Below are 23,192 nucleotides of genomic sequence, written 5' to 3'. Positions count from 1 at the left end.
AACCCATGCTTGATATCCGTACTACGCCGATCACCGGCATTGACTGCCACGCCCACGTGTTCAGCCGCGGGCTGGAACTGGCGGCTGTCCGGCGCTACACGCCTGACTATGACGCTACGCTCGCTCAATACCTGAGCCACCTGCACGTCCACGGCTTGAGTCATGGGGTGTTGGTGCAGCCGAGCTTTCTTGGCACCGATAACCGCTACCTGTTGGCCGCGCTACGGCAAGCACCGGAGCAGTTACGCGGGGTCGTGGTGGTGGAGCGAGACGTCGGCCGGGCCGAGCTGGACGACATGGCCCGGCTGGGGGTGGTCGGTGTGCGCTTGAACCTGATGGGCAAGGCGTTGCCTGATTTTCGTGACGTTGCCTGGAACGTTTTTTTGCGTCATCTCGCCGAACTGGATTGGCATGTCGAGCTGCATGCCAACCTGGCGGACTTGCCGGGGCTGATCGGTCAACTGTTGCCGTTTGGCGTCCGGTTGGTGGTCGATCACTTCGGTCGCCCGGATGCGCGTCTGGGGTTGGATCAACCTGGCTTTGCCCAATTGATGGCGCTGGGGCAGGGCGGGCAGGTGTGGATGAAGGTGTCCGGTATCTATCGATTGGGTGCAACGGCCCCGCGAAACCTTGAGTTCGCCCGCGCTTCGTTGGCGGTGCTGGAACGCAGTTTTGGCCCCGAACGCCTGGTGTGGGGCAGCGATTGGCCGCACACTCAGCATGAAGCGCATGTCGGCTTCGAGACGGTCATGGCGCAGTTGCGTGCATTGGAGTGTTCGGCGTCGCGGATGCATGCGTTAATGGTCCAGGCACCGCAGGCGCTCTTCAAGTTTTGAGGCGCGAGGCTGTGAGATTGAGTTTTCCTGAACTCGCCCGGTGAATAGGGATCTAGACATCCATTGATGCCCTGTGAAAGGTTTCAGCCAGGCGGCTTGAGGATGACTGATGTCGAACATTGAAGAGCTACCCAGGGAAACGCGTACACCAAGCGAGTACGAAAGCTTGATCGCGATGGGGACGAGCGCACTCGATGCCATTCCTGGTGCGGTGTACCTCTGTGATCGCAAGGGGGGGCTCGTCAGGTACAACAGTGAGGCGGCCGAGCTATGGGGAAGGGCGCCGGCACTTGGGGAGAACGGTGACCGTTTCTGCGGCGCCCATCGACTGTTCCTGACCGACGGTAGGCCGCTGGCATTCGAACACTGCCCGACCGCCTTGGCGCTCAATACCGGCATTGCCTCGCGCAATCAGGAAGTGCTCATCGAGCGCCCGGATGGCTCGCGGTTCGTGGCGCTGATGAACATCCGCGCGCTCAAGGATTGCCGAGGCGTCATTCAAGGGGTGATCAACTGCTTCCAGGACGTTTCGGCGCACCACGCCATGGCCGAAGAGCTTCGGCGCAAGAGCGCCGACCTGGAAGACTTTTTCGAAAACAGCGCGGTGGGCCTGCATATCGTCAGCAGCGAAGGCATTATCCTGCGCGCCAACAAGGCGGAGCTGGCGCTGCTGGGCTATTCGGCCGACGAGTACATCGGCCGCCACATCACCGAGTTTCATGTCGACGAACCGGTTATCGGCGACATCCTCACCAAGCTGGGCAGCGGCGACTGCCTGCAAAGCTACCCGGCGCGACTGAGGGCAAAGGACGGCTCGATCAAGCATGTCATGATCACTTCCAATGGCCGGTTCGAAGACGGGAAACTCTTCAATACGCGCTGCTTCACCATAGACCGGAGCGGTGTCCATGCAGCCGAGGCGGCGCGCCAGGACAGCGATGACCGACTTTCGGCGACCTATGAAGCGGCGACCATCGGTATTGCCGAGGCCGACGTCGACGGTCGCTTGCTCCGCGTCAACGACGCCCTGTGCAACATGCTGGGCCGCTCGCGGGAACAGCTCCTGTCGATGACATTCCTGGACTATACCCACCCGGATTGCATCCCGCAGGACGCCGGATTGTACGCCCGCCAAGTGGCCGGTGAACTTGATAACTACGTGCTTCGCAAGCGCGCCGTGAAGCCCGATGGCGAGGTCGTTTACCTCGACATCCACAGTTCCTCGGTGAGAGACGCCAACGGTACGTTTCGTTATGGCGTGCGAGTGCTGCAGGACGTCACGCTGGCGCGGCGGATGGAAAACCAGCTCCGCGAAAGCGAACGGCACATGCGCAATCTTCTCGAGGCGTTGCCTGCTGCGGTGTACACCACCGACGCCGATGGCCGCATCACCTTCTACAATCGCGCCGCCGTCGAACTGTCGGGACGAACACCGCACTTGGGCGACATGTGGTGTGTGACCTGGAAGCTGTTCAATACGGACGGAACCGCGCTGCCTCACGATCAATGCCCGATGGCGGTGGCCCTGAAGGAAAACCGGCCGATACGCGGCGTCGAGGCCGTTGCAGAACGGCCGGACGGTAGCCGCGTTCCGTTCACGCCTTATCCCACGCCTTTGCATGATGCCGATGGAAACCTGGTGGGCGCCATCAACATGCTGGTCGACATCTCCGAGCGAAAGCAGGCGGAAAATCGGCAGAAGACGCTGATCGATGAGCTCAATCACCGGGTCAAGAACACCCTGGCCACGGTGCAATCGCTGGCAGCCCAGACGGCACGCAACGCAGAGGATGCGAAAGACGGCTACAGGCGTTTCGAGGCAAGGCTCTTGGCCTTGTCACGGGCACACGATCTCTTGACGAAACGGCATTGGGGGCAGACGCCGCTCGACACCCTGGCCCACGAAGTGCTGATGCCGGTGTTTGGGCATGAGCCTGGCCGCATCGTGATCGAAGGCCCTTCTGCAGACGTCGGCACTCGCGTGGCGCTCAACCTTACGATGACCCTCAATGAACTGGCGATCAACGCGCTGAAATATGGTGCGATGTCGGTCGAGAGCGGGACGCTTGCCGTCACCTGGCATCTGCAAGCCCGGACGGGCGGAACATTGCTGACCCTCGACTGGAGCGAACAAGGAGGACCACCCGTGTCACCGCCGGAACGGGAAGGGCTGGGTTCTCGCTTGATGCAGCGTTGCATCGAGCGCGACTTGGCCGGCAAGTTCGACCTTACCTACGCTCCGCAAGGCGTTTGCTGCCGCTTTTCGTTCCTGATTGGGGTGACCGGGGCATGACCCCATTTGTAGGTGTCAGGGTGCTGGTCGTCGAGGACGAAGGGGCGGTTGCCCTGTTGATCGAGGACATGCTGGAGGAGTTCGGATGCGAAGTGGTGGCCTCGGTCGCCCGGCTCGCTGCAGCACGTGACATGGCAGGGTCGGTGCAGGTCGATCTGGCGATCCTGGACGTCAACCTGGCTGGCGAGCGCGTTTTTCCGGTGGCCGAAATCCTTCGCGGTCGCCATATTCCCTTCCTGTTCAGCACCGGATACGGCGCCAGCGGACTGCCAGCCGAATACGCCGGCTGTCCGGTCTTGCACAAGCCGTTTTCGCAAAGTGAGCTGCAGCAAAAAATTGCCGTTACGCTGACGGGGGCTCGTGAAAGCGGCTTGGCTGCCAGCACCGATGGCGACTGAGCCGCCGCCATCGCGAGCAAGCCCAGCCCTTGGCTTCAAGTGGGCCTCTGACTGTGCTAAATCTCTTACCGGCAGCCCACCAACCTCTCTAAACCCATTCAAGGAGTGATCATGAGTCTCCACGGTCATTACGATCAGCAGAACATCTTTGCGCTGATCCTTCGCGGCGATGCGCCGTGCTACAAGATTTACGAAGACGCCGATGTGTTGGCCTTCCTGGATCTCTTCCCTCAATCGCGCGGCCATGTCCTGGTCATCCCCAAAGCCTCCCAGGCGCGCAATATCCTCGAGGTCGAGCCCGCCGTCCTGGGTGCGATGATGTCTGCCGTGCAGCGCCTGACGCGGATCATCGTGGACGAATTGCAGCCGGACGGGGTTCAGGTCGCGCAGTTCAATGGTGCTGTGGCCGGGCAAACGGTCTATCACATTCACATGCACATCATTCCTCGTTGGGACGGTGAGGCGCCCGGTGTGCATGGCAGGGGCAAGGCCGATCCGGATGAGCTGGAAGCACTCCAGGCGCGTCTGGTCGAGCGGATTCGCTCGCAAGCCTGACGTTGGGCAATAACTCAAAGGGGGTAACGGCGCATCAGTTCCCGTGCCCCTGGCTGTTGCGGATCAACTCATATGCCCGGCGCACTAATGGGTTGACGGTATTCGGTCGAATCCACAGGTGATAAGTCACGTCCGGCAGCCGCGGTAAACCATCGTTTTCGCCCAATACCCGCATGTCCGGACCGAGCATTTCCATGCTGCGGGGCGTGACACCCAAGCCTGCGCGGGTCGCGGCCTTGATGCCGATCAGGTTCGAGGCCAGGTAGGCCTGGCGCCAGGGGATATTGGCGCGTTCGAGCGCCTCGAGGGCATAGCGGCGGTAGATGCTGGGCTCGTCCACCAGGATCAGCGGCAACGGCTCACCGGGGTTGTGAAGGTATTGGGCCGAACAGATCCACCACACCGGCGAGGTGCGCAAGGCGAAACCTTCAAGGCTCGGGTCCTGGCGGGTGGAAATGATCATGTCGACCTTGCCGCGATGCAGGTCGTCCATCAGGAACGGGCTGCGCCCGACATCGATTTCCAGGCGCAAGCGTGGGGCCGAGCGGGCGATGTGGCTGAGGATCGGCGGCAGGATGGTGTCGGCGATGTCGTGGGGCGAACCGATGCGCAGCACACCGCTGAGGCTGCTCTCACGCAAGGAGCTGAGGACGTCGTCATTGAGCGATAGCATCTGTCGCGCATGCCGCAACAGTTGCTGGCCCGCTTCCGTGAGCTGTTTTTGCCGCCCGCGCTTTTCGAACAGACTCACCCCTACCTGCTGCTCCAGGCGTTGCATGTGCTGGGTTACCGACGATTGCGTGCGGGACAGCTGGGCGCCTGCTTCGGCAAAGCTGTGGTGATCGACCACGGCGATGAAGGTGCGCAGCAATTCGAGATCGAGGGTCGACATGGGGGGCTTCATATCAAGGGTGCAAACTTAAACATTACAGATTTTTATGGATTATGGGGAGGTTTACAGCTCATGGTTTGCTGAAGGCCAGTAAAACTGCGCTTATGCGTTTTTTTTCTGAAAGCAAAACCCTGAGAGTTATAACGATATTAGATATTTGAATTTCCTTTGCCCCTAAGCGCTACCTAGGATGCCCACTCATCAGGCCGGGGGACGCCGGCCATCCATGAGGGGATATTCATGTTGCTCGAGCGCTCACCCGTAAAACGATTGCTGCCTGTCATGCTGGGCGCCTTGATCTCATTGTCGGCCGCCAATATCGCCCGGGCCGATGCCACCCTGGACAAAATCGAGCAACGCCACGAACTGGTGGTCGGCGTGCTGCTGTCCGGTGGCCCGTTCGGTGGCATCGACCCCGTCAACCAAAAACCGCGCGGGTTTAACGTCGACCTCGCCCAGGAGTTGGGCCGGCAACTCGGCGCCGAGGTGCAACTGGTGCCGGTATTGCCCGCCAACCGCGTACAGTTCCTGCAGCAGGGCAAAGTCGATGTGCTGATTGCCAATATGGAATGGACCGCCGAGCGCGGTGAAATCCTCGGGTTCGTGCCCACGCCGTTCTACCGCGTCGGAGGCACCGCAGCGGTACTCAAGGACAGCATGATCAGCCGTTGGGAAGACCTGAAGAATCAACCGGTGTGCACTTCCCAAGGCAGCAGCTACATCAAGCCGCTCACCGAGTTGGGCGTCCAGATCAAGGCCTTCAAGAGCTCCTCGGAATCACTCCTGGCACTGCGTGGCAATAACTGCGTTGCGGCGGTGCACGACGCCACACTGATCAATCCACTGATTGCCGACAACGCCGAATGGCAGGGCTACCGCGCGCTGAGCCCGGAGCTGAACCCGGCCCCCTCGGTGATCTGGACGCGCAAGGGTGAAAGCGATACCCAAGCCAGGCTCGACCCGATCATCAAGCAATTGCACCGCAGCGGCTGGCTGATCGACGCCCAGACCCGTAACCGTATCACCCCGGCATCGCCGGCCCTGGTGGAGTTGCAGAAACAGTTCCAGGCCAGCGGCGCCTGAGGGGCATCACGCCTGCCTTTCTCCCAACGACCGACGCTCAAGGTAATCGCCCATGACTTCATTTTTCGCCCGTCGAACCCTGATCAGCCTGTGCCTGGCGTGGTCCGTCGGCTGCGTTGCCAGCCTGGCCCAGGCCGACGCCACGCTGGACCGGATCGAGCAACGCCACGCCATCAGCGTCGGGGTGATGCTCAGTGGTGCGCCGTTCGGCACCATCGACCCCAAGACCGGCGAGCACCAGGGCTACAACGTCGAGTTGGCCCAGGGCATCGGCAAGGCGCTGGGCGTGGAGACCGAGACGGTGTCGGTGCTGGCGCCGAACCGTGTGCAATTTTTGCAACAGGGCAAAGTCGACATCCTGATCGCCAACATGCAGTTCACTGAGGAGCGTGGCGAGATTCTCGATTACGTGCCGACGCCTTATGAAGAGGTCGGTGGCGCGGCGTTGATTCGCAAGGGCTCAGGCATCAGCCAGTGGGCCGACCTCAAAGGCAAACCCGTGTGCGTGTCCCAGGGCAGCAACTTCATCAAGCCTCTGCAGGAAACCTACGGCGCGCAGATCAAGGCATTTCGCAGCCAGTCCGAGTCGCTGTTGTCGTTGCGCGGCAATGGCTGCGTGGCGGCGGTACATGTAAGCCCGACCCTGCATGCTCTGTTGAGCGAAACCGAATGGGCAGGCTATGAAATCCCGCTGCCGGGGGATCTGATCCCGTCGAATTCGGTGATCTGGCTGCGCAAGGGCGAGCACGATACCCAGGCCAAACTCGATGCCATCGTGCGCGAGTGGCACCGCAGCGGCTGGTTGATCGAACTGGGCGAGCGCACCGGTATGGCACCGTCCCAGGCCCTGCGGGATCTGCATGCCAAGTACAGCAATACCGCCCCCTTGGCCGCGCAACCATGAGCCAGTCGTTGTTTGTGGCATTGCAGGCGCTGGTGGGCGCCAGGCATGTGCAGGACGGTGAAGAGGCCGCGCCGTACTTGACCGATAAGCAGGGCCGTTACGTTGGCCAGGTGATTGCCGCCGTACACCCGGCCAGCACCGAAGAGGTCGCAGCGGTAGTCCGGGCTTGCGCTGCGGCCGATACGCCCGTGGTGGTGCAGGGCGGCAACACTGGACTGATGGGCGGCGCCACCCCGGACGCCAGCGGCCGCGCCGTGTTGCTGTTGCTCGATCGAATGAATCGGGTACGCGCCGTGGACACCGACAACGACACCCTGACCGTCGAGGCGGGTTGCATCCTGCAAACCGTCCAGGACGTTGCCCGCGAAGCCGGTCGCCTGTTTCCCTTGAGCCTTGGCGCCGAAGGCAGTTGCACCCTCGGCGGCAACCTGGGCACCAACGCCGGCGGTACCGCGGTGCTGCGCTACGGCAACACCCGCGAACTGACCCTGGGCCTGGAAGTCGTGACTGCCCAAGGTGAAATCTGGAACGGCCTGCGTGGCTTGCGCAAGGACAACACCGGCTACGACTTGCGGGACCTGTTCATCGGCAGCGAAGGCACCCTCGGCATTATCACCGCTGCGACGCTGAAGCTGTTCCCATTGCCCAAGGCCCGGGCCACCGCGCTATTGGCGTTCGACTCGTTGGAGCAGGCAGTGGCCTTGCTGTCCCACGCCCGCGCCGGCTTTGGTGCCAGCCTGACGGCGTTCGAGTTGCTCAGTGCCGAGTGCCTTGCGCTATTGCGCGAGCAGTTTCCCGACGGGCCGCGACCTTTCTCTGGCACTCGCTGGCCTTGGTTCGCGCTGTTGGAACTGTCCGATAACCACAGCGAAAGCCGTGCACGGGAAGTCTTCGAACAGGTGTTGGGTGAGGCCTTCGAGCAGCAGCTGCTGGCCGATGCACTGATCGCTGAAAACCTCGTCCAGAGCCAGGCGTTCTGGCAATTGCGCGAAAATATGAGCGATGCACAAAAGCGCGCCGGTCGTAACATGAAACATGACATCTCGGTGCCGATTTCCCAGGTCGTGGCGTTCGTTGCCCATACCGATGCGCTGCTGCAACAGCATTTTCCCGGCGTGCGGCACTACACCTTCGGGCACCTGGGCGACGGCAACCTGCACTACAACGTTGCCCATCCGCTGGACTCCACGGTTGATGCGCACATGGCCCATTACCCGGCGCTCAGCCAGCTAGTCCACGACAGCGCCCATGCCCACGGTGGCTCGATCAGTGCTGAACACGGTATCGGCCAGCGCAAGGTGAATGTACTGGGTCGCTACAAAAGTGCGGTGGAACTGGATCTGATGCATCGGATCAAGCAGGCGCTGGATCCGCGCAACCTGCTCAACCCGGGCAAGGTCCTGGAGGAAACGCGGCCATGACCCTTTACTTGTCCAAGCGCGTGCAGCGTGTCTCGCTGTCAGCCAATGCCGCTGCCAAGTCCCGGGCCACGGCCCTGCGCGAGGCCGGTCGCGATATCCTCGACCTGACCACCGGTGAGCCGGATTTCGATACGCCGACGCACATCAAGCAGGCCGCCTATGCGGCCATTGCCGCCGGCGCCACCAAGTACACGCCGACGCCAGGCGTGAAGGCCTTGCGTGTGGCCGTGCAACGCAAGCTGTGCACGGAAAACCAGTTGGACTATCCGCTGGAGTCCATCGTGATTGCCAACGGTGCGAAACAGATCATCTTCAATGCCTTCGCCGCCACCCTCGATGACGGCGACGAAGTGTTGGTGCCGACTCCGTACTGGCCGTCCTTCCCGGACAGCGTGCGCTTCAACGGTGGTGAGCCGGTGTTCATCGAGTGCGGGTTGGAGCAGGGCTGCAAGCTCACGCCGCAACAGCTTGAGCAACACATCGGCGAGCGCACGCGCTGGCTGATCCTCAACAGCCCCGGCAACCCCAGCGGCGCGGTGTACAGCGAGGCAGAACTGCAAGGCTTGGCCCAGGTGCTGCGCCGGCATGCCCACGTGCTGATTCTGCTGGACGAACTCTACGAGCATATTCGTTTCGACGGGCGTGCGGCCCAGAACCTGCTCAACGTCGCACCGGATTTGCAAGCACGCTGCCTGCTGGTGGGCGGGGTGTCGAAAACCTATGCCATGACTGGCTGGCGCATCGGTTTCGGTGCCGGGCCGCAAGCGCTGAGCGATGCCATGACCGTGGTGCAATCGCAATCCACCTCCGGGGCGTCCTCGGTCGGCCAGGCGGCGGCCTTGGCGGCGTTCGAGGGCGGGCTGGAGTTCTTGCCGGAACAGGTCGCGGCCTATCGTCAGCGCCGTGATGGGCTGGTGAGCACCTTGCGCACTGTCGAGGGCCTTGAAGTCCTCGAGCCTCACGGTGGTTTTTTCGTCTTTGTGCGCTGTGCTGGGTTGCTGGGGCGCTATCGCCCGGACGGTCAGCGGCTGGAGCACGATGCCGATGTCGTGGCGTACCTGCTGGACGAGGGCGTGGCTGGCGTTGCGGGCAGTGCCTATGGCTTGTCGCCGTGGTTTCGCCTGTCCATCGCCACGGCGACCGAAACCGTCGCCGAAGCGGGCCGCCGTATTGCCCATGCCTGCCGCCAATTGAGGGGCGAACCATGACCCATTGGCTGGAACAATTCGTCCATTGGAGCGCCGGGCTCGGCCTCAATTACAATTTTTTGCTCGATGCCTATCAGCGCGGCACGTTGGAGCAGGGCGCGTTGACCACGGTGCTGTTGTGCCTGCTGACCATTGTCGGCAGCCTGCTGGCGGGCGTCGGCCTGGCGGCGCTGTTGACCTCGGGCAAGCCCTGGCTCGCCAGGCCTGCGCGGGTGTTTGTCGAAGTCACCCGCAACACACCGACCCTGGTGCAGCTGTATTGCGCCTTCCTGGTGCTGAACATGTTGCTGACCGAGGCCGTCGGTGCGGCCAACCCACTGACACCCTTCGCCTGGGTGGTGATCGTGATCTCGCTGCACAAGGGCGCGTTCCACGCCGAGGCGTTGCGGGCCGGCATTGAAGCGGTGCCCGCGGTGACACTGGAGGCGGCCAGTTCGCTGGCCTTCAACAACCGCCAATTGTTATGGAACGTGCAACTGCCCCTGGCCCTGCGTTTTGCCTTGCCGTCGCTGATCAACAACCTGATCGACCTGGTGAAAATGACCGCTGTGGCCTCGGCCATCGCCGTGGGCGACATCACCTACGCGGCCATCATGATCTGGACCCAGAGCGATAACGTGCTGGAGCTGATGATCCTGATCCTGGGTTTTTTCGGCCTGTTGAGTTTCACCGTCAATTGCGTGGGCCGCTACCTCGAAGCGCGCCTGAGGATGCCCGGCTATGGCCATTGATTCGTCCGTTATCGCGCCGCTGACTTGGCCGCGTAGACATTTCGGCAAAGTGCTGCTGGGGGTGGGGGCGCTGTCCTGGCTGATGTATTTCGCCCCGCACAGCCCGGTGTTCAAGGCGTTACTGCAATGGTCGCCGGCCCTGGCCGCAGGGTTCGGCCAGAACATTCTCATCAGCCTGCTGGCCATTGGGCTGGGTTCTGCGGCGGGGTTGTTGGTCGGTGCCATGGTCCTGTCGCCCCTGCGCTTGCTGCGCTGGCCGGCGCGGATCTGGGTGCAGGTCTTCCGCAATGCACCCTGGCTGGTGCTGATCTACTTCACCACGTATGTGTTCCCGTTCGAGATTCGTATCGGCAGTGCCTATGTCGCGTTCCCCGACTGGGTCAAGGTCACCCTCGGCCTGGCTTTGCCGGCCAGCGCCAATGTCGCGGAAATCTTCCGTGGCGCCATCGCCTCGATCCCCTGCACCCAATGGGAAGCAGCGCGCTCCCTGGCGTTCACCCGTGGGCAGATTTTCCGCTCGATCATCCTGCCGCAGTGCTTCAAGCGCATGTTGCCGCCGTGGATGAACCTCTACGCGGTGATCACCATGGGCACCGCACTGGCTTCCCTGGTAGGCGTGCACGACGTGATCGACACCGCGCAGATCGCCAGCAACACCGTGAACCTGACCGGCTTCACGGTGGTGATCTACCTGAGCCTGCTGGTGCTGTTCTTTGCCTATTGCTACCCGATTTCCCGCCTTACCCAATACCTGGAGCGACGTTATGCCTTCTACTGAAACCGTCGCCGAACCCCTGGTCAGCCTGCGCGACCTGCACCTGTCGTTCGGCAGCAACCCGGTGCTCAAGGGCATTGACCTGGACGTGCGCCGTGGTGAAGCCGTGTCGATCATCGGCCCGTCCGGCTCGGGCAAGTCGACGATCCTGCGCTGCATCACCGGTCTGTTGCAGCCCCAGCGGGGCAGTATTCGCGTCGGTGCCACCGAGGTTCATGCGCTGGCTCAGGAAGCCCAGCGTATCGAACTGCGCAAGCGCGTCGGGTTTGTGTTCCAGCAGTACAACCTGTTCCCGCATCTGTCGGTGCTGGAGAACCTGGTGATTGCGCCGCGCAAGGTCCTGGGCCGCAATCGGGCCGCCGCCGAGAAAGACGCCCGTGCTTTGCTCGCCAAGGTGCGCATGGAGCACAAGGCTGACGCCTACCCGGGGCAGCTCTCGGGCGGCCAGCAACAGAGGGTGGCGATCGCCCGCGCCCTGGCGATGCGTCCGGAGCTGATTCTGTTCGATGAAGTGACCTCGGCCCTGGATCCGGAAACCGTTGGCGAGGTGCTGACGGTGATTCGCGAGCTGACCGAAGAGGGCATGACCTGCGTACTGGTCACCCATGAAATGCGTTTCGCCGAGGAGATCAGCGATGTCGTCTATTTCACCGAGAACGGCGTGATTGTCGAGCACGGTAGCGCCGCGCGGATTTTCCAGCACCCCACCAGCGAGCGCACCCGGGAGTTTCTACATCATGCCTTGGGCGGCCCGGGGCGACGGCCGCCCATCGCCGATGATCCTTACCTGTTGACCAACCTGAGTCGCTACAGCCTGTCCGTCTGACTTTTTGTAAAAAATGGAGCCCGCCTCATGAGTATTTTCAACCGCCCAGATGTCATCGAAGACTTTCTGCAGAAAGTGCGCGTCATCCACCAGCGCGGTGTCGACCGCGCCGCGCTGACGGAGATCGTCGCCCTGCTGGAAGGCCTGGCCGAGCGCCGCGACCTGTTCAACTTCGACGCCTTCCCCGCACCAGTGCCGGGGCAGGGCAGCACTGCGTTTCGCTATCGCCTCAATGACGACGGCGAATCCCCGACGCTGTATTTGAACTCGCTGTTGCCGGGTAAAAGCACGCTGCCTCACAACCACGAAACCTGGGCGATCATCAGCGCCGTCGAAGGCCAGGAAATCAACTTCGTCTACACCCGCGACGATGAAGGTCGCGAACCTGGCTACACCACGTTGCACCTGGAAAAAGAAGTGGTGGTGCAGCCCGGTACGTCCATCGCGTTCCTGGGTGACGACCTGCATGGCATTCGGGTCGCAGGCGAACAACCGACCCTGCATTTCCACCTCTATGGCTTGCCACTGGAATCGCTCAACGGCCGTTACGGCGTCGAGGAAGACGGGCGCATCCTCAATTACAACGCCTCGCAAATGGCACCGTCGATCAAGGCCTACGCCCACTGACGCCACCTCGCGTTCCAGTCATTCCATTTTTCCAGCGGGACTCTCATGAGCCAGACCCTAACTCCCCAGCAACTGCAGCAGTGGCTGTTCGACGGGCAGGAAATCGCCCTGTTTGATGTGCGCGAGCACGGCCAGTATGGCGAAGCCCATCTGTTTTTCGGGGTGAACCTGCCCTATAGCCGTTTGGAGTTGGAAGCGCGGCGGCTGGCGCCGAACCTCCGAGTGCGGTTGGTGCTCCATGACCAGGATGGCGCAGGCCTGGCGGCACGTGCGGCGCAACGCCTGCAAGCGTTGGGCTACGCCAATGTGCACATCCTGGAGGGCGGCGCCGATGGTTGGCAGGCCGCCGGCTATCAGCTGTTTGCCGGTGTGCACGTGCCGTCCAAGGCCTTTGGCGAGCAGGTAGAGGCAGTCCGGCACACGCCTCACGTCAGCGCCCGCCAACTGGCGCAATGGCAGGCCCGGGGTGAACCGCTGGTGATACTCGACGGCCGGCCGTTGGAGGAGTATCGCAAGATGACCATTCCCGGTTCGATCTGTTGCCCCAATGGCGAACTGGGCTACCGCGTGCACGACCTGGTGCCGGACGAGCAAACACCCATCGTGGTCAATTGCGCCGGCCGGACCCGCAGCATCATCGGCGCCCAGACGCTGATCGACCTGGGGTTGAAAAACCCGATCTATGCCTTGGAAAACGGTACGCAAGGCTGGCACCTGGAGGATCTGCAACTGGAGCACGGCAGCGAGCGTCGCTATGCCGATCAGGTGTCGAGCAGCACGCTGCCGGGGCAGCGTTTGGCGGCGACACGACTGGCCGAACGGGCCGGTGTGCCTACCGTCGAGGCTACCCAGGTCGAGCAGTGGGCGGCGGACGCTGGGCGCAGTCTGTTCCTCTGCGACGTGCGCACCGCCGAGGAGTTTGCCGCCGGCACGCTGCCGGGAGCGCAACACACGCCGGGCGGGCAATTGATTCAATCCACCGACCTGTATGTTGGCGTGCGTCAGGCGCGGGTGGTGTTGTTTGACAACGACGGCGTTCGCGCACCGATCATCGCCAGTTGGCTGCGGCAGTTGGGGCATGAGGCTTTTGTATTATCGGGTGGGTTGAGCAGTGGCTTGGCATTACCGGTTCCAGCAACCGTCGCATCTGAAGAACTGCCGCTGATCAGCGTGCTGGTCTTGGCCGATGCCCTGAAGGATGACGCGGTGGCATTGATCGACCTGCGTTCGAGCAGGGCGTTTCGCAAGGGGCATATCGTCGGGGCGCGCTGGTCGATCCGGCCGTTATTGGCTCGTGCGCTGGCGGGGGAGCAGCGGCCGCTGGTGTTGGTGGCCGATGATCCCCGACTCGCCGCCCTCGCGGCCCTGGAGTTGCCTCACGCTGAGGTCCGTTTGCTGGACGGCGGTCCAGATGCCTGGCGCTCGGCGGGCCTGGCGCTGCAAGAAGGCGCCGACACATTGCCGGATGCACAGTGCATCGATTTCCTGTTCTTCACTCACGACCGCCACGCTGGCAACAAGGACGCGGCGCGCCAGTACCTGGCGTGGGAAATCGGTCTGCTGGCGCAAATGAGCGAGGAGGAGGTCGCCAGCCTCAAGCCATTGCAGGAACAGCCTCAAAGCACTGTCGCTGGGCGGCTGAGGACTCGTCTGGTCCACGGCGCGCGCACTGAAAAGGGCACCGGTGCCAGGGCCGTTAACGTACCCGTCAGCCGCCTGAGCACGGTGCTGTTCGACAACCTGGCACAGATGCGTGACGCCCGCTCCCGGCGCGACAGCGAGCGAGTCCTGAGTTATGGCGCCCGGGGCAATCCAACGGCCTTCGCCCTGGAAGACCTCGTCACTGAGCTGGAAGGTGGTTATCGCACTCGGCTGTTTGGCACCGGGTTGGCTGCCGTGGCGCAAACCTTCCTGACCTACCTGCGGCCTGGCGATCATGTGCTGATCACCGATGCGGTGTATGCCCCGGTACGGCGTGTGGCCAGGGACTTCCTCGAAGCCTTCGGCATACAAGTCGGCTACTTCGCCCCCGACGGCAGCGACCTGCCCGGACGGCTGCAAGCCAACACCAAAATGGTCTACACCGAAGTGCCTGGTTCATTGCTGTACGAGCTCTGCGACTTGCCAGCTATCGCCGCACTCTGCAAGCCGCGGGGCATCCTGCTGGCAGTGGACAATACCTGGGGTTCGGGCGTGCTGTACCGGCCGCTGACATTGGGCGCCGACATCTCGATCATGGCCCTGACCAAATACCTGAGCGGCCACAGCGACGTGCTCATGGGCAGTGTGTGCACGCGTCAGGAGGCGTGGCCGGCACTGGCGGCCATGAGCGACACCTTCGGCAACACCGTCAGCCCCGACGACGCCTACCTGGTCCTGCGCGGCGCCCGCACCCTCATGCCGCGCCTGGACACGCATGAGCGCCAGGCCCTGGAAGTCGCCCGTTGGCTGCAGGCGCAGCCGCAGGTGAAACGGGTCTTCCATCCGGCACTGCCAGAGCATCCCCGTCATGCGCTGTGGCAGCGGGATTTCAAGGGTAGCAATGGGTTGCTTTCCTTTGAACTACGCGAAAATGACGACGCCTACCTGGAGCGATTCATCGACGCCTTGCAGGTGTTCGGGTTGGGTGCGTCCTGGGGTGGGTTCGAGAGTTTGGTGACCGTCGCTGATACCAAGGACCGGCAAAGTGCCGAGGATCGGGCGTTGAATCCGGTGGTGCGCTTGCATGTGGGGTTGGAGGATGTGGATGTGTTGGTTGAAGACCTGCGGCGGGGGTTCGCAAAGGCCGCGGCCAGTGCATCAATGACTTGAAGCGCCGCATGGTCAGGCTGGGGCGCCTTGCGAGCAGGCGCCCCCGCAAACCCCCGTCTTAGCGGTGCGCCGGACACGTCGCGGGACTGCTATGAGCAAGAGCGTCACCCGCTGCTAAACTGAAAAATTGCCAGACAACCGGGGTTGCAAGTTATGTAAGTTTTCATAATGCGACACCGCAATCTTCAGCTTGTTTTTATCAAAAAAGAATTTTCTCTTTTCGATGTTTTCAGCCTTGTATTCCTGGCCGCTAAGCGCTTTCTTGAGCAGCCCGGACACTTGAAAGCCAGGCGGGTCGTTCGGCTTAATGTACTGACCATACTGATCAGGAAGTGGGACGCTGCCCATGGCCTTTCTGATCAGGTTTATTTTATTGCGGCAGTCTGCTTCGTCTTCCAGGATTAAAGAAACCGAATCCATTCGCTGAAGATATTTTGTATGCACCCGTACGGTGTTTTCATAGGCTTGCGATAGGCGTATTGCTGCCTCATCTGGAGTGACTTTAAAAGAGGCAAGCCATGATGAAAAACAGTCGATAGGGTTGCGAAGAATAGTGATCAGCAGGATTTTTTCAAGGTTGAGATTGTTCGCCAAAAGTTCTACTGGATCATAGGTTGCTTCCGAGGCAAGGTATGGACCAAAGGCCTCTTTGAGCACCAGCCGTTTGCCAGCAAAATCCCGGAGTGAGAGGGTGGGGTCGATTTTCATGTGCTCGCATCTTAAGATGTGCTTTAACGGTTGGAAAATTCCTATGTAATGAGAGGACGCCAGTGCGTTGAAGAGGAATGTAGTGCCGCTTCTGCAGGGGCCAAGAATCAGCACGCAATCATACATTTAATATCTCCTTCTCGATTTGTCGCGTTAAGCCCTCTAGATCAGAATAACTCCAGTGGATACAAGCAGTACTTACCTTCTCGAGCAGCGACGCAAGCGGGAAATTTTGGGGGGCGCTAAAGCCTAGCCATTTGGGGCGCTGAGGATCTATTGGAGAAAGCATCTGGCTTGCGACAATTTCCGCCGGTGATGAATCGTTTTGGATACGGGTTGGAAGAATTATTTTCTTCAGGTACACAGGTTTTTTTTGTATGCGCGATGGATCTACGTAGTCGGTAACACGGACAACTTCTTTTTTTGTGCTGCCTGGGATGACTAAACGGATCTCTTCAAACCACCCTAGAGCTTTGAATCCTTCCCCGCTTGGAATGATGGGTAACCTGTCATTGGTCAGGTAGCCAACGTCGGGTATCTGGAGAGATTGAAGCAAACTTGTTGTTTTTCCTTGACCTTTTTCCCCTACGAAGCAGAATCCGTAATCGCCGAAGGAGACGGCAGAGGCGTGGAGTATTGCGCCACCCTGGCGTTCTATCTCTGTAACAATAAGCTGTTTCAGTAAGCGTTGAAAATCTTTGGTGAATGAGCTGTTGTTGCGATACAAGACTTCAATGGTGTTCTTGTCTATTGAGAATAGTGTTCCGGAGTTGGGGTTGTAGATTGTGCGGGAAGTATCGGAGCTGTGCTTCACAAAGCCAGTACCAAAATCGCTTATGGCATTGTCGGTAAGGGGGGTGAAAAAAACAGTTTCTGACCAGTCAGAAAGGTCTGCTTTAAAGTCGGAGGTATTTTGGCGCAGGTTGATTTTATAGTCGAAGGTGTCGCGGGGAGACTCGCTAATGGATAGGAATGGAAAAAGGTTCGCTTCATAGAGGTCTAAAAAGGCTAGTTTTTCTGTGGGCGAATGAAAGGTTACCAGGAAAATAAACTCATCGTAGTAATTCAGGTATAACATGATTTACGCCACCTTGTAGTTGGATAGTTGGTCGAGATGCATATCTATGAATTGCATGAGGCAGGTGTCGGTGCAACGCAGATTTTTCCCCAGCAGTGGCACGCCAATGAAATAGGTGGAGCCACTCGGGGTTACAACGCAAACCTCAGCGTGAATCACGCTATGGATGTTTTCGTTTAAATTGGATAAGGTTTGCATAATCGCCAATGCGCATGAATAGGAAGAGCTATTGACGACAGTATGGTATCTCTGGATTTTCCACCATTTATGGATGTCATTCTCCAAGAATGTGGAATGCAATTTTTCAAAGTCGCCACTGCTCACGTAGTCGTCCTGCTGGTTGCGAGCCTCAGAGTAAACCTTTGTAGACTTGAAACCATCAAACAGAAGTTGTTGGCTGTTATTGAAATAACACTGCTCATTCAGGTTGTGTGCCCCCATCACAAAGTCGACATGCGGGCACTGAAACTTCAGGCGATTGAAGTCATTTTGAACACCAACACCTACGATGAAGGCGTCAAGTCTCTGCCCTAGATAGGTGCCTAATAATGTCGTTGGATTGGTGACCAAAATTACGTTCTTGTGATTCAAGAAGTCCAAGTAAGGGTCAATGACTTCCTTGTTGAGCTGGTAGAGGTCGCTTTTTCCGCTTCCTCTACTGGTTCGTTTCCCTGCTATCAGGACAATAGTGTCAGCCTTCTGAATGGCTTGTGGAGATCTACAGATTTCAAAATCGACCAGATTATCCTGGAAGCTAGCACGGAGCTTGCATTCTTGCTCGTAGCTTTCCGCGTAAAATACGATCGAGAGTTCGTTGGCTGTTCTCAGGAAAGAAACCAGCGTTTGGCCTACTTTGCCCGTGCCACCGATGATGCAAACTCGTTTGACTGGGTATCCTTCCCTGAGTAACTTCATGTTTATCCTTTGTCACAGGCTGTAGATATTTGGATTTTTCAAACTTTTGCATTGGAAAATTTCTACAGCGATGGCTGTAGTTGTTTTGCCTGGAAATAGTGTACGTTGGCACCTAGAAATAAGAAGCTCAATAGATAGCAGAGTGAATAAGTGGTTAACAAGGTGGAGCCAGACATGCTTGAGTCGGCATACCTGAAAATGTAACCCACATACCCTATGTAAACGACGGCGTTCATGACTATTTGGGTGATGATAGTATTGCCCAGTGCTCGAATGTGAGCCGATACGAGCATCATCAGGCTTGTGCAGCAAAACATGAAAATCAGGCTAGGGTTCAACCAGGGGTCTGTCTTATACATGTGAGCAGTAACGCCAAAAAGCTGACCGATTTGAATGCCCCATGTCACAAGGATGGCGATAGGTATAAGCATGCTCAGCGCGAGGTAGCGAAAGACCATCGACGAAAGACCTGGTTGGCCATTTCTAGATACGTAGATGCTGTGAATCTGAGTAAATGCTGAAACCGGGATTATTAGTAGGGTTGTTATGCTTACTGCAATTGAAAAAATAGACACCAGGTCTTTGTCAATTAAGAATAGTTTTTTATTGGCCATGAAAAATGCGAATCGCTGGGAGGCCAGGCCAAGTCCGTTGGGGCTGCCAATTATAAAAAGGTGCCGAAGTACCGAGTAATTGAAGCTGAGTTGCCAAAGCTTGAGAGTGCTGCTTTTATAGATGTAATAGGCCAGTTCCAGGCATTCACAGCCAAGCATGAGGTACGCAATAGTGAGCGAATAATTTTCTTTGTCGCTCAGCACAAACGCCGCGCCTGAAAAAAACATGAACGGGAAGAAGTTTATGAATCGGGCGATGCTGCTGCTGTTGCCTTTTACGTGAGCCTCAAAATAAGCGTTAAAGAAGCTTGTAAGAATGTATATCGATATATAAATAAGGTACACATAGCAAAACGTCAGCGCTTTATAACTTTTGGAAAGGCTGTCTATTTCACGATCGGAGGTGATTGTGATCAGGTAACAAGCGGCTGCTACCAGGAATGAACAGGCAATGACCATAAGAAAGGATGACATGAAGATATTCTGACGTGTGCGTCCTCCCTCCAATGCCAGGTTTCCCACCGCCCTGAACATGAAGGTGACAACCGTCGCGGGAAATATAAATGCTGATGTGATGTAGCTGAAAAAAGCGAATTCATCGAAGTTTTTGTTTGCCACTAAAATTCCGGCAAATGCCATGCTGACAAAGGGAAAAAAGCGATTTGCAGAAAATTTGAGTATGCTGGAATAGTAGAAGTTGGCGTAACTTTGGCGCGTCGCAGCTGCTTTCATTTGGCGAAAACCCATTTTCAAATGATCTGGTGCCCATAAGCCGTAGGCAGGTAATTATATTGCTCTATGGCTTTTAGGTATTTCAAATGAGTGCGAGCTGATTGCCTTGGCTGCGGCTAGTGCATCTAAATACTCAAGACAAACATTGTCGGTTATTTTCAGGTGCTCTTTTGCACGATCAATAATCATGTCCACTGATTGTGCGTTGTCTATTAATGCCCAAAAAAGCGCGGCCGAACTGGGGAGCTCCAGGATCGCTTTAGACTCGATCGTGAGGTACCATTTTGACATATGAAACATGACGCGGGCATCCGGATTTTTGAGAATCAGCGGTTCATCACTCAGTTGATCAGTATCAATCAGCCTGGATTCAACAAAAAAAATCTCTTCCGGTACGATGTCGGCAATAATTTTGTAATCGGTGATCATTTGGTGAAATTTTTTGACAGAGATCAAGTATTTTTTACTTTCAACTGTCGATGAAACTGGGATGGAAGAGGCGAGTTCAAGAAATCTACGGAAGCCAAGATGGTGCTCTCCCAGGTATCGAACTGCGTAGCGTACATGCCATTTTTCCAAGACTGATGTCGATCCGCGTATTGCCAGAAGGACACTGAGACTGTGCCTGAGTGCTTTATGTGCACTGAAGAGTGCTGAGCGCAGGTCATTAACCAACGTGAACCCCTGCGATACCTTGAGTTCACGCTCAGCGTTAAGCAAAGACAAGTCAGCCAGCCGAGTCCTGAATGTAGTAACATCAAATTCTTTTTTTATGCTGTCGAACACTGATTCCCCGCTAAGGGCAATGCCGGAATACACTCGATGGCAAATTAACATTTCATAGGCGCCGACGGACGCGAGATTTTCACCCTTTGAAATGAATTCCATTATTGAGTGTATTTTTGCGAGCGAAATCTTCGTTAGTTCTACAGGGCGCTCGAGTTCCGAAATCAAGACTTCTTCTGTACAGTTGTCAAATACTGCATAGATGTCGTAATCGGAATTGGGTGTAGAGATTCCCTCCGTGATGGACCCTGACAAAAAACTGAAAATGGGTTGTGCCGTTGAGTGGAAATAACCTTTGACTAAGTTTTTTAAGGTGTCGAGCTCTTCAGTAGAAAGGTCTGCTGATGTTTGTTGCATGACATACCTCCATGTATGACTCAGTCCATCATCCGAAAACTATCGATGATTTTTAATGCGTGTAAGGCTGTAGACTCTAACAGGAATCGTGCACTTCCATGTGCGCTGGCTATCCTTGCGTTACTATTGACTACGCCGTGGCTTATTAAGCCACGCCGCCACCGCCACCGCCGCCACCACTTTTGGTAAAGGCAGCAGATGCACTGATGGCTTTCTGCTCTTGTGCACTAAGTACACGAATTGTCGTCGTCATAGTCTAATTCCTTCTAGTAAAGTTTTGTTCGAAGCAAAATCACTTCGAGCCCAAAACCTAGTCGTGGAAGAAATATTTGTCAAACGTCAGTGTGGAAAAAAGTTAAAACTTTTTTTTGGCTGAAGTGAACTGGCGCGCTGGCCGATAATTATGATATGTGCCTGAGTGGCATTATCTGGCCATCATTTTTAATTGTATTTGATTTGTAACCGGCAGGTCCGCATGATTGTTATGTCTGGGCTCTCATGTGCCTTGATTTTTAAAGAATCAGGACCATTGCAATAAGGTATTTAAGGTCGTCAGAAAAAAACGTTGAGACACGTGATACAAATCCATGTCTTCAATTCAGAATTTGGGTATTCGGCAGCGCATCCAACCTCAATGCCCACTTGACCCAGCGCTTTTTCACCTAGCGCTGGAGGGGGCACAGTCACTGCGATTGGTTGAGAAAAGGTAAGTCGGGTTGTCCCCCAGGCCATCCACGCTCATACCTGATCCATCGCCTCAGTCACCCACTGATCCTCACCCAGAAACCCGCCACTCTGATGCTGCCATAGCCGCGCATAGATGCCGTTTTTGGCGAGCAATTCAGCGTGCGTGCCCTGTTCAATGATGCGTCCATCGTCCATGACAATCAGTCGATCCATCGCCGCAATTGTGGACAGCCGATGGGCGATGGCGATGACGGTTTTGCCCTGCATCATTTCATCGAGGCTTTCCTGGATGGCCACTTCGACTTCCGAGTCCAGCGCGCTGGTCGCCTCATCGAGGAGCAGGATCGGAGCGTTCTTGAGCATCACTCGGGCAATCGCGATGCGCTGGCGCTGGCCGCCCGACAGCTTGATGCCGCGCTCGCCCACCAAGGTGTCGTAGCCGGTGTGGCCCTGGCGGTCGCTCAGTTGGCTGATGAACTCATCGGCCTGGGCATTGGCCGCGGCACGGCGGATTTGTGCGTCGCTTGCATCGGGTCGGCCATAGGCGATGTTTTCGCCAATGGAGCGGTGCAGCAGGGACGTATCCTGGGTGACCATGCCGATGGCGCTGCGCAGGCTGTCCTGCGTCACATGCGCAATGTCTTGCCCGTCAATGCGAATCTGCCCGCTGTCGACGTCATAGAAGCGCAGCAGCAAGTTGATGAGCGTAGATTTGCCCGCGCCGGAGCGACCTACCAGGCCGATTTTCTCGCCCGGGCGAATGTTCAGGCTCAAGCCATCGAGCACTTGGCGTTCGCCGTTGTAGTTGAAGCTCACATTGTCGAAGGTGACCGCTCCGCCGGAGGTCACCAGCACCCCTGCGTCCGGCGCATCCTGAACCTTGGGGCCGCGGGTCAGGGTGGCCATGCCGTCCTGCACGGTGCCGATGCTCTCGAACAGCGAGGTCATTTGCCACATGATCCAGTGCGACATGCCGTTGATACGCAACGCCATGGCAGTGATCGCCGCCACGGCACCGGCGCCGACTTCGCCCTGGTGCCACAGCCAAAGGGCATAACCGCCTGCGGCCATGATCAAGCCCACCACCAGCGCCTGGTTGACGATTTCGAACTGGCTGACCAGGCGCATCTGGCGAAAGCCGGTCTGTTTGAAATCCTCCATGGCCGCGCGCGCGAAGTGCGCTTCACGATTGGAGTGGGAAAACAGCTTCACGGTCGTGATGTTGGTGTAGGCGTCCGAGATGCGTCCGGTCATCGAGGAGCGCGCATGGGCCTGTTCCTGTCCGACTTTCCCCAGGCGGGGGACGAAGTAGAGCATGGCCAGCCCGAACAACACGATCCAGGCAAGGAAAGGCAGCATCAGTTTCAGGGCAAAGCCGCCGGCCAGTGCGATGATCGCGATGAAATACACGCCGATTCCGGGTGCGATCTCGATCAGGGTGAACAGTACGTCACGCACGGCCAACGCTGTTTGCATCACCTTGGTGGTGACCCGACCGGAGAACTCATCGGAAAAAAACGACAGGCTTTGCCGCAGCATCAGACGATGAAAGTCCCAACGCAGGCGCAACGGCAGATTGATCGCCAATACTTGGTGCTGCACCATGGTACGCAACGCTACCAGTCCGATGCTGGCCAGCATGACGATGCCCATGCCCCACAGCACGCGACCTTCCTGCGCCGCCGCCTCACCACCGGCTTGCCAGGTCGAGAGCAAGTCCACGACCTGACCGAGGAAAGAAAACAACCAGGCTTCGTAGATCGACACACCGGCGCTGAGCAGCGCAAACGCAAGGATGTAGCCGCGGGCGCCCCGTGTGCACGCCCAGAGAAACCGAGCCAGGCCTTCGGGTGGCGGCGGTACCTCGTCGGGCGGGAAGGGGTCGAGCCTTTGTTCAAACACGCGAAGCATGGAGGGTCTCCGAAACGATCGATTAGGGAGATTCTGCCACTTAA

The 23,192-nt window shown here is 58.1% G+C and carries 20 protein-coding genes; 13 read left to right on the top strand and 7 right to left on the bottom strand.

Features of this window, described 5'->3' with window-relative positions; translation table 11 throughout:
* Positions 1–5 precede the first annotated feature (5 nt).
* From TK06_RS07575 to TK06_RS07560, 4 genes are all read left to right on the top strand, one after another.
* Positions 6–836: an amidohydrolase family protein gene (locus tag TK06_RS07575; RefSeq protein ID WP_063321547.1), complete on the top strand. Its 831-nt coding sequence runs from the start codon at positions 6–8 to the stop codon at positions 834–836.
* Between the two features lie 109 nt (positions 837–945).
* A complete protein-coding gene (locus TK06_RS07570) occupies positions 946–3,129 on the top strand; it encodes a PAS domain-containing sensor histidine kinase (protein ID WP_063321546.1) in 2,184 nt (727 codons plus the stop codon).
* Positions 3,126–3,527, top strand: coding sequence for a response regulator (locus TK06_RS07565; RefSeq protein WP_063321545.1), 402 nt, complete (start codon positions 3,126–3,128; stop codon positions 3,525–3,527). Before TK06_RS07570 ends, TK06_RS07565 begins: the two co-directional genes overlap by 4 nt.
* A gap of 111 nt (positions 3,528–3,638) precedes the next feature.
* Entirely contained in the window at positions 3,639–4,082 is a 444-nt protein-coding gene (locus TK06_RS07560) for an HIT family protein (RefSeq protein WP_063321544.1), read from the top strand.
* Between the two features lie 34 nt (positions 4,083–4,116).
* Here the strand turns inward: TK06_RS07560 and TK06_RS07555 are convergent, their stop codons facing one another.
* Positions 4,117–4,974 carry a LysR substrate-binding domain-containing protein gene (locus TK06_RS07555; protein ID WP_063321543.1) on the bottom strand — a complete coding sequence of 286 codons (858 nt, stop codon included), beginning with the start codon at positions 4,972–4,974 and terminating at the stop codon, positions 4,117–4,119.
* 240 nt (positions 4,975–5,214) lie between these two features.
* On the opposite strand from TK06_RS07555, the gene TK06_RS07550 reads away from it, so the two are divergent.
* From TK06_RS07550 to metC, 9 genes are read left to right on the top strand one after another with little or no spacing between them, the layout of a single operon-like run.
* A complete protein-coding gene (locus TK06_RS07550) occupies positions 5,215–6,057 on the top strand; it encodes a transporter substrate-binding domain-containing protein (RefSeq protein WP_063321542.1) in 843 nt (280 codons plus the stop codon).
* A gap of 52 nt (positions 6,058–6,109) precedes the next feature.
* Positions 6,110–6,961 carry a transporter substrate-binding domain-containing protein gene (locus TK06_RS07545; protein WP_063321541.1) on the top strand — a complete coding sequence of 284 codons (852 nt, stop codon included), beginning with the start codon at positions 6,110–6,112 and terminating at the stop codon, positions 6,959–6,961.
* On the top strand, positions 6,958–8,382 hold the full coding sequence (locus TK06_RS07540) for an FAD-binding oxidoreductase (protein WP_063321540.1): 1,425 nt from the start codon (positions 6,958–6,960) through the stop codon (positions 8,380–8,382). The genes TK06_RS07545 and TK06_RS07540 overlap by 4 nt, the downstream gene beginning before the upstream one ends.
* On the top strand, positions 8,379–9,590 hold the full coding sequence (locus TK06_RS07535) for an aminotransferase class I/II-fold pyridoxal phosphate-dependent enzyme (protein WP_063321539.1): 1,212 nt from the start codon (positions 8,379–8,381) through the stop codon (positions 9,588–9,590). The genes TK06_RS07540 and TK06_RS07535 overlap by 4 nt, the downstream gene beginning before the upstream one ends.
* Positions 9,587–10,321: an amino acid ABC transporter permease gene (locus TK06_RS07530; RefSeq protein ID WP_063321538.1), complete on the top strand. Its 735-nt coding sequence runs from the start codon at positions 9,587–9,589 to the stop codon at positions 10,319–10,321. The genes TK06_RS07535 and TK06_RS07530 overlap by 4 nt, the downstream gene beginning before the upstream one ends.
* A complete protein-coding gene (locus TK06_RS07525) occupies positions 10,311–11,099 on the top strand; it encodes an amino acid ABC transporter permease (protein WP_063321537.1) in 789 nt (262 codons plus the stop codon). Before TK06_RS07530 ends, TK06_RS07525 begins: the two co-directional genes overlap by 11 nt.
* Entirely contained in the window at positions 11,086–11,922 is an 837-nt protein-coding gene (locus TK06_RS07520) for an amino acid ABC transporter ATP-binding protein (protein ID WP_063321536.1), read from the top strand. The genes TK06_RS07525 and TK06_RS07520 overlap by 14 nt, the downstream gene beginning before the upstream one ends.
* A 27-nt stretch (positions 11,923–11,949) precedes the next feature.
* Positions 11,950–12,549 carry a hypothetical protein gene (locus tag TK06_RS07515; protein ID WP_063321535.1) on the top strand — a complete coding sequence of 200 codons (600 nt, stop codon included), beginning with the start codon at positions 11,950–11,952 and terminating at the stop codon, positions 12,547–12,549.
* Between the two features lie 45 nt (positions 12,550–12,594).
* Entirely contained in the window at positions 12,595–15,360 is a 2,766-nt protein-coding gene (metC, locus tag TK06_RS07510) for a cystathionine beta-lyase (RefSeq protein WP_063321534.1), read from the top strand.
* A 114-nt stretch (positions 15,361–15,474) separates the two neighbouring features.
* Here metC and TK06_RS07505 read toward each other — a convergent pair whose 3' ends face one another.
* The 6 genes from TK06_RS07505 to TK06_RS07480 form a co-directional block, all read right to left on the bottom strand.
* Positions 15,475–16,068: a hypothetical protein gene (locus TK06_RS07505; protein ID WP_139199601.1), complete on the bottom strand. Its 594-nt coding sequence runs from the start codon at positions 16,066–16,068 to the stop codon at positions 15,475–15,477.
* 118 nt (positions 16,069–16,186) lie between these two features.
* Positions 16,187–17,146: a hypothetical protein gene (locus TK06_RS07500; protein ID WP_063321532.1), complete on the bottom strand. Its 960-nt coding sequence runs from the start codon at positions 17,144–17,146 to the stop codon at positions 16,187–16,189.
* A gap of 3 nt (positions 17,147–17,149) precedes the next feature.
* A complete protein-coding gene (locus TK06_RS07495; RefSeq protein WP_063321531.1) occupies positions 17,150–18,061 on the bottom strand; it encodes a hypothetical protein in 912 nt (303 codons plus the stop codon).
* A 62-nt stretch (positions 18,062–18,123) separates the two neighbouring features.
* A complete protein-coding gene (locus TK06_RS07490) occupies positions 18,124–19,422 on the bottom strand; it encodes a hypothetical protein (protein WP_063321530.1) in 1,299 nt (432 codons plus the stop codon).
* A gap of 39 nt (positions 19,423–19,461) precedes the next feature.
* Positions 19,462–20,550: a hypothetical protein gene (locus TK06_RS07485; RefSeq protein ID WP_063321529.1), complete on the bottom strand. Its 1,089-nt coding sequence runs from the start codon at positions 20,548–20,550 to the stop codon at positions 19,462–19,464.
* A 738-nt stretch (positions 20,551–21,288) separates the two neighbouring features.
* Positions 21,289–23,148 carry an ABC transporter ATP-binding protein gene (locus TK06_RS07480; RefSeq protein WP_063321528.1) on the bottom strand — a complete coding sequence of 620 codons (1,860 nt, stop codon included), beginning with the start codon at positions 23,146–23,148 and terminating at the stop codon, positions 21,289–21,291.
* Positions 23,149–23,192: the final 44 nt, after the last annotated feature.

The organism is Pseudomonas fluorescens, assembly GCF_001623525.1.
Classification (GTDB): domain Bacteria; phylum Pseudomonadota; class Gammaproteobacteria; order Pseudomonadales; family Pseudomonadaceae; genus Aquipseudomonas; species Aquipseudomonas fluorescens_Q.
The sequence above is the reverse complement of the archived record's forward strand: the minus strand, read 5'-3'. Positions and strand labels throughout refer to the sequence as shown.

Coding starts and splice junctions, on each gene's coding strand:
- metC (WP_063321534.1), top strand. CDS start 12,595: ATGAGCCAGACCCTAACTCCCCAGCAACTGCAGCAGTGGCTGTTCGAC.
- TK06_RS07485 (WP_063321529.1), bottom strand. CDS start 20,550: ATGCAACAAACATCAGCAGACCTTTCTACTGAAGAGCTCGACACCTTA.
- TK06_RS07535 (WP_063321539.1), top strand. CDS start 8,379: ATGACCCTTTACTTGTCCAAGCGCGTGCAGCGTGTCTCGCTGTCAGCC.
- TK06_RS07540 (WP_063321540.1), top strand. CDS start 6,958: ATGAGCCAGTCGTTGTTTGTGGCATTGCAGGCGCTGGTGGGCGCCAGG.
- TK06_RS07525 (WP_063321537.1), top strand. CDS start 10,311: ATGGCCATTGATTCGTCCGTTATCGCGCCGCTGACTTGGCCGCGTAGA.
- TK06_RS07545 (WP_063321541.1), top strand. CDS start 6,110: ATGACTTCATTTTTCGCCCGTCGAACCCTGATCAGCCTGTGCCTGGCG.
- TK06_RS07550 (WP_063321542.1), top strand. CDS start 5,215: ATGTTGCTCGAGCGCTCACCCGTAAAACGATTGCTGCCTGTCATGCTG.
- TK06_RS07490 (WP_063321530.1), bottom strand. CDS start 19,422: ATGGGTTTTCGCCAAATGAAAGCAGCTGCGACGCGCCAAAGTTACGCC.
- TK06_RS07515 (WP_063321535.1), top strand. CDS start 11,950: ATGAGTATTTTCAACCGCCCAGATGTCATCGAAGACTTTCTGCAGAAA.
- TK06_RS07530 (WP_063321538.1), top strand. CDS start 9,587: ATGACCCATTGGCTGGAACAATTCGTCCATTGGAGCGCCGGGCTCGGC.
- TK06_RS07575 (WP_063321547.1), top strand. CDS start 6: ATGCTTGATATCCGTACTACGCCGATCACCGGCATTGACTGCCACGCC.
- TK06_RS07505 (WP_139199601.1), bottom strand. CDS start 16,068: ATGAAAATCGACCCCACCCTCTCACTCCGGGATTTTGCTGGCAAACGG.
- TK06_RS07555 (WP_063321543.1), bottom strand. CDS start 4,974: ATGTCGACCCTCGATCTCGAATTGCTGCGCACCTTCATCGCCGTGGTC.
- TK06_RS07495 (WP_063321531.1), bottom strand. CDS start 18,061: ATGAAGTTACTCAGGGAAGGATACCCAGTCAAACGAGTTTGCATCATC.
- TK06_RS07560 (WP_063321544.1), top strand. CDS start 3,639: ATGAGTCTCCACGGTCATTACGATCAGCAGAACATCTTTGCGCTGATC.
- TK06_RS07570 (WP_063321546.1), top strand. CDS start 946: ATGTCGAACATTGAAGAGCTACCCAGGGAAACGCGTACACCAAGCGAG.
- TK06_RS07480 (WP_063321528.1), bottom strand. CDS start 23,148: ATGCTTCGCGTGTTTGAACAAAGGCTCGACCCCTTCCCGCCCGACGAG.
- TK06_RS07565 (WP_063321545.1), top strand. CDS start 3,126: ATGACCCCATTTGTAGGTGTCAGGGTGCTGGTCGTCGAGGACGAAGGG.
- TK06_RS07500 (WP_063321532.1), bottom strand. CDS start 17,146: ATGTTATACCTGAATTACTACGATGAGTTTATTTTCCTGGTAACCTTT.
- TK06_RS07520 (WP_063321536.1), top strand. CDS start 11,086: ATGCCTTCTACTGAAACCGTCGCCGAACCCCTGGTCAGCCTGCGCGAC.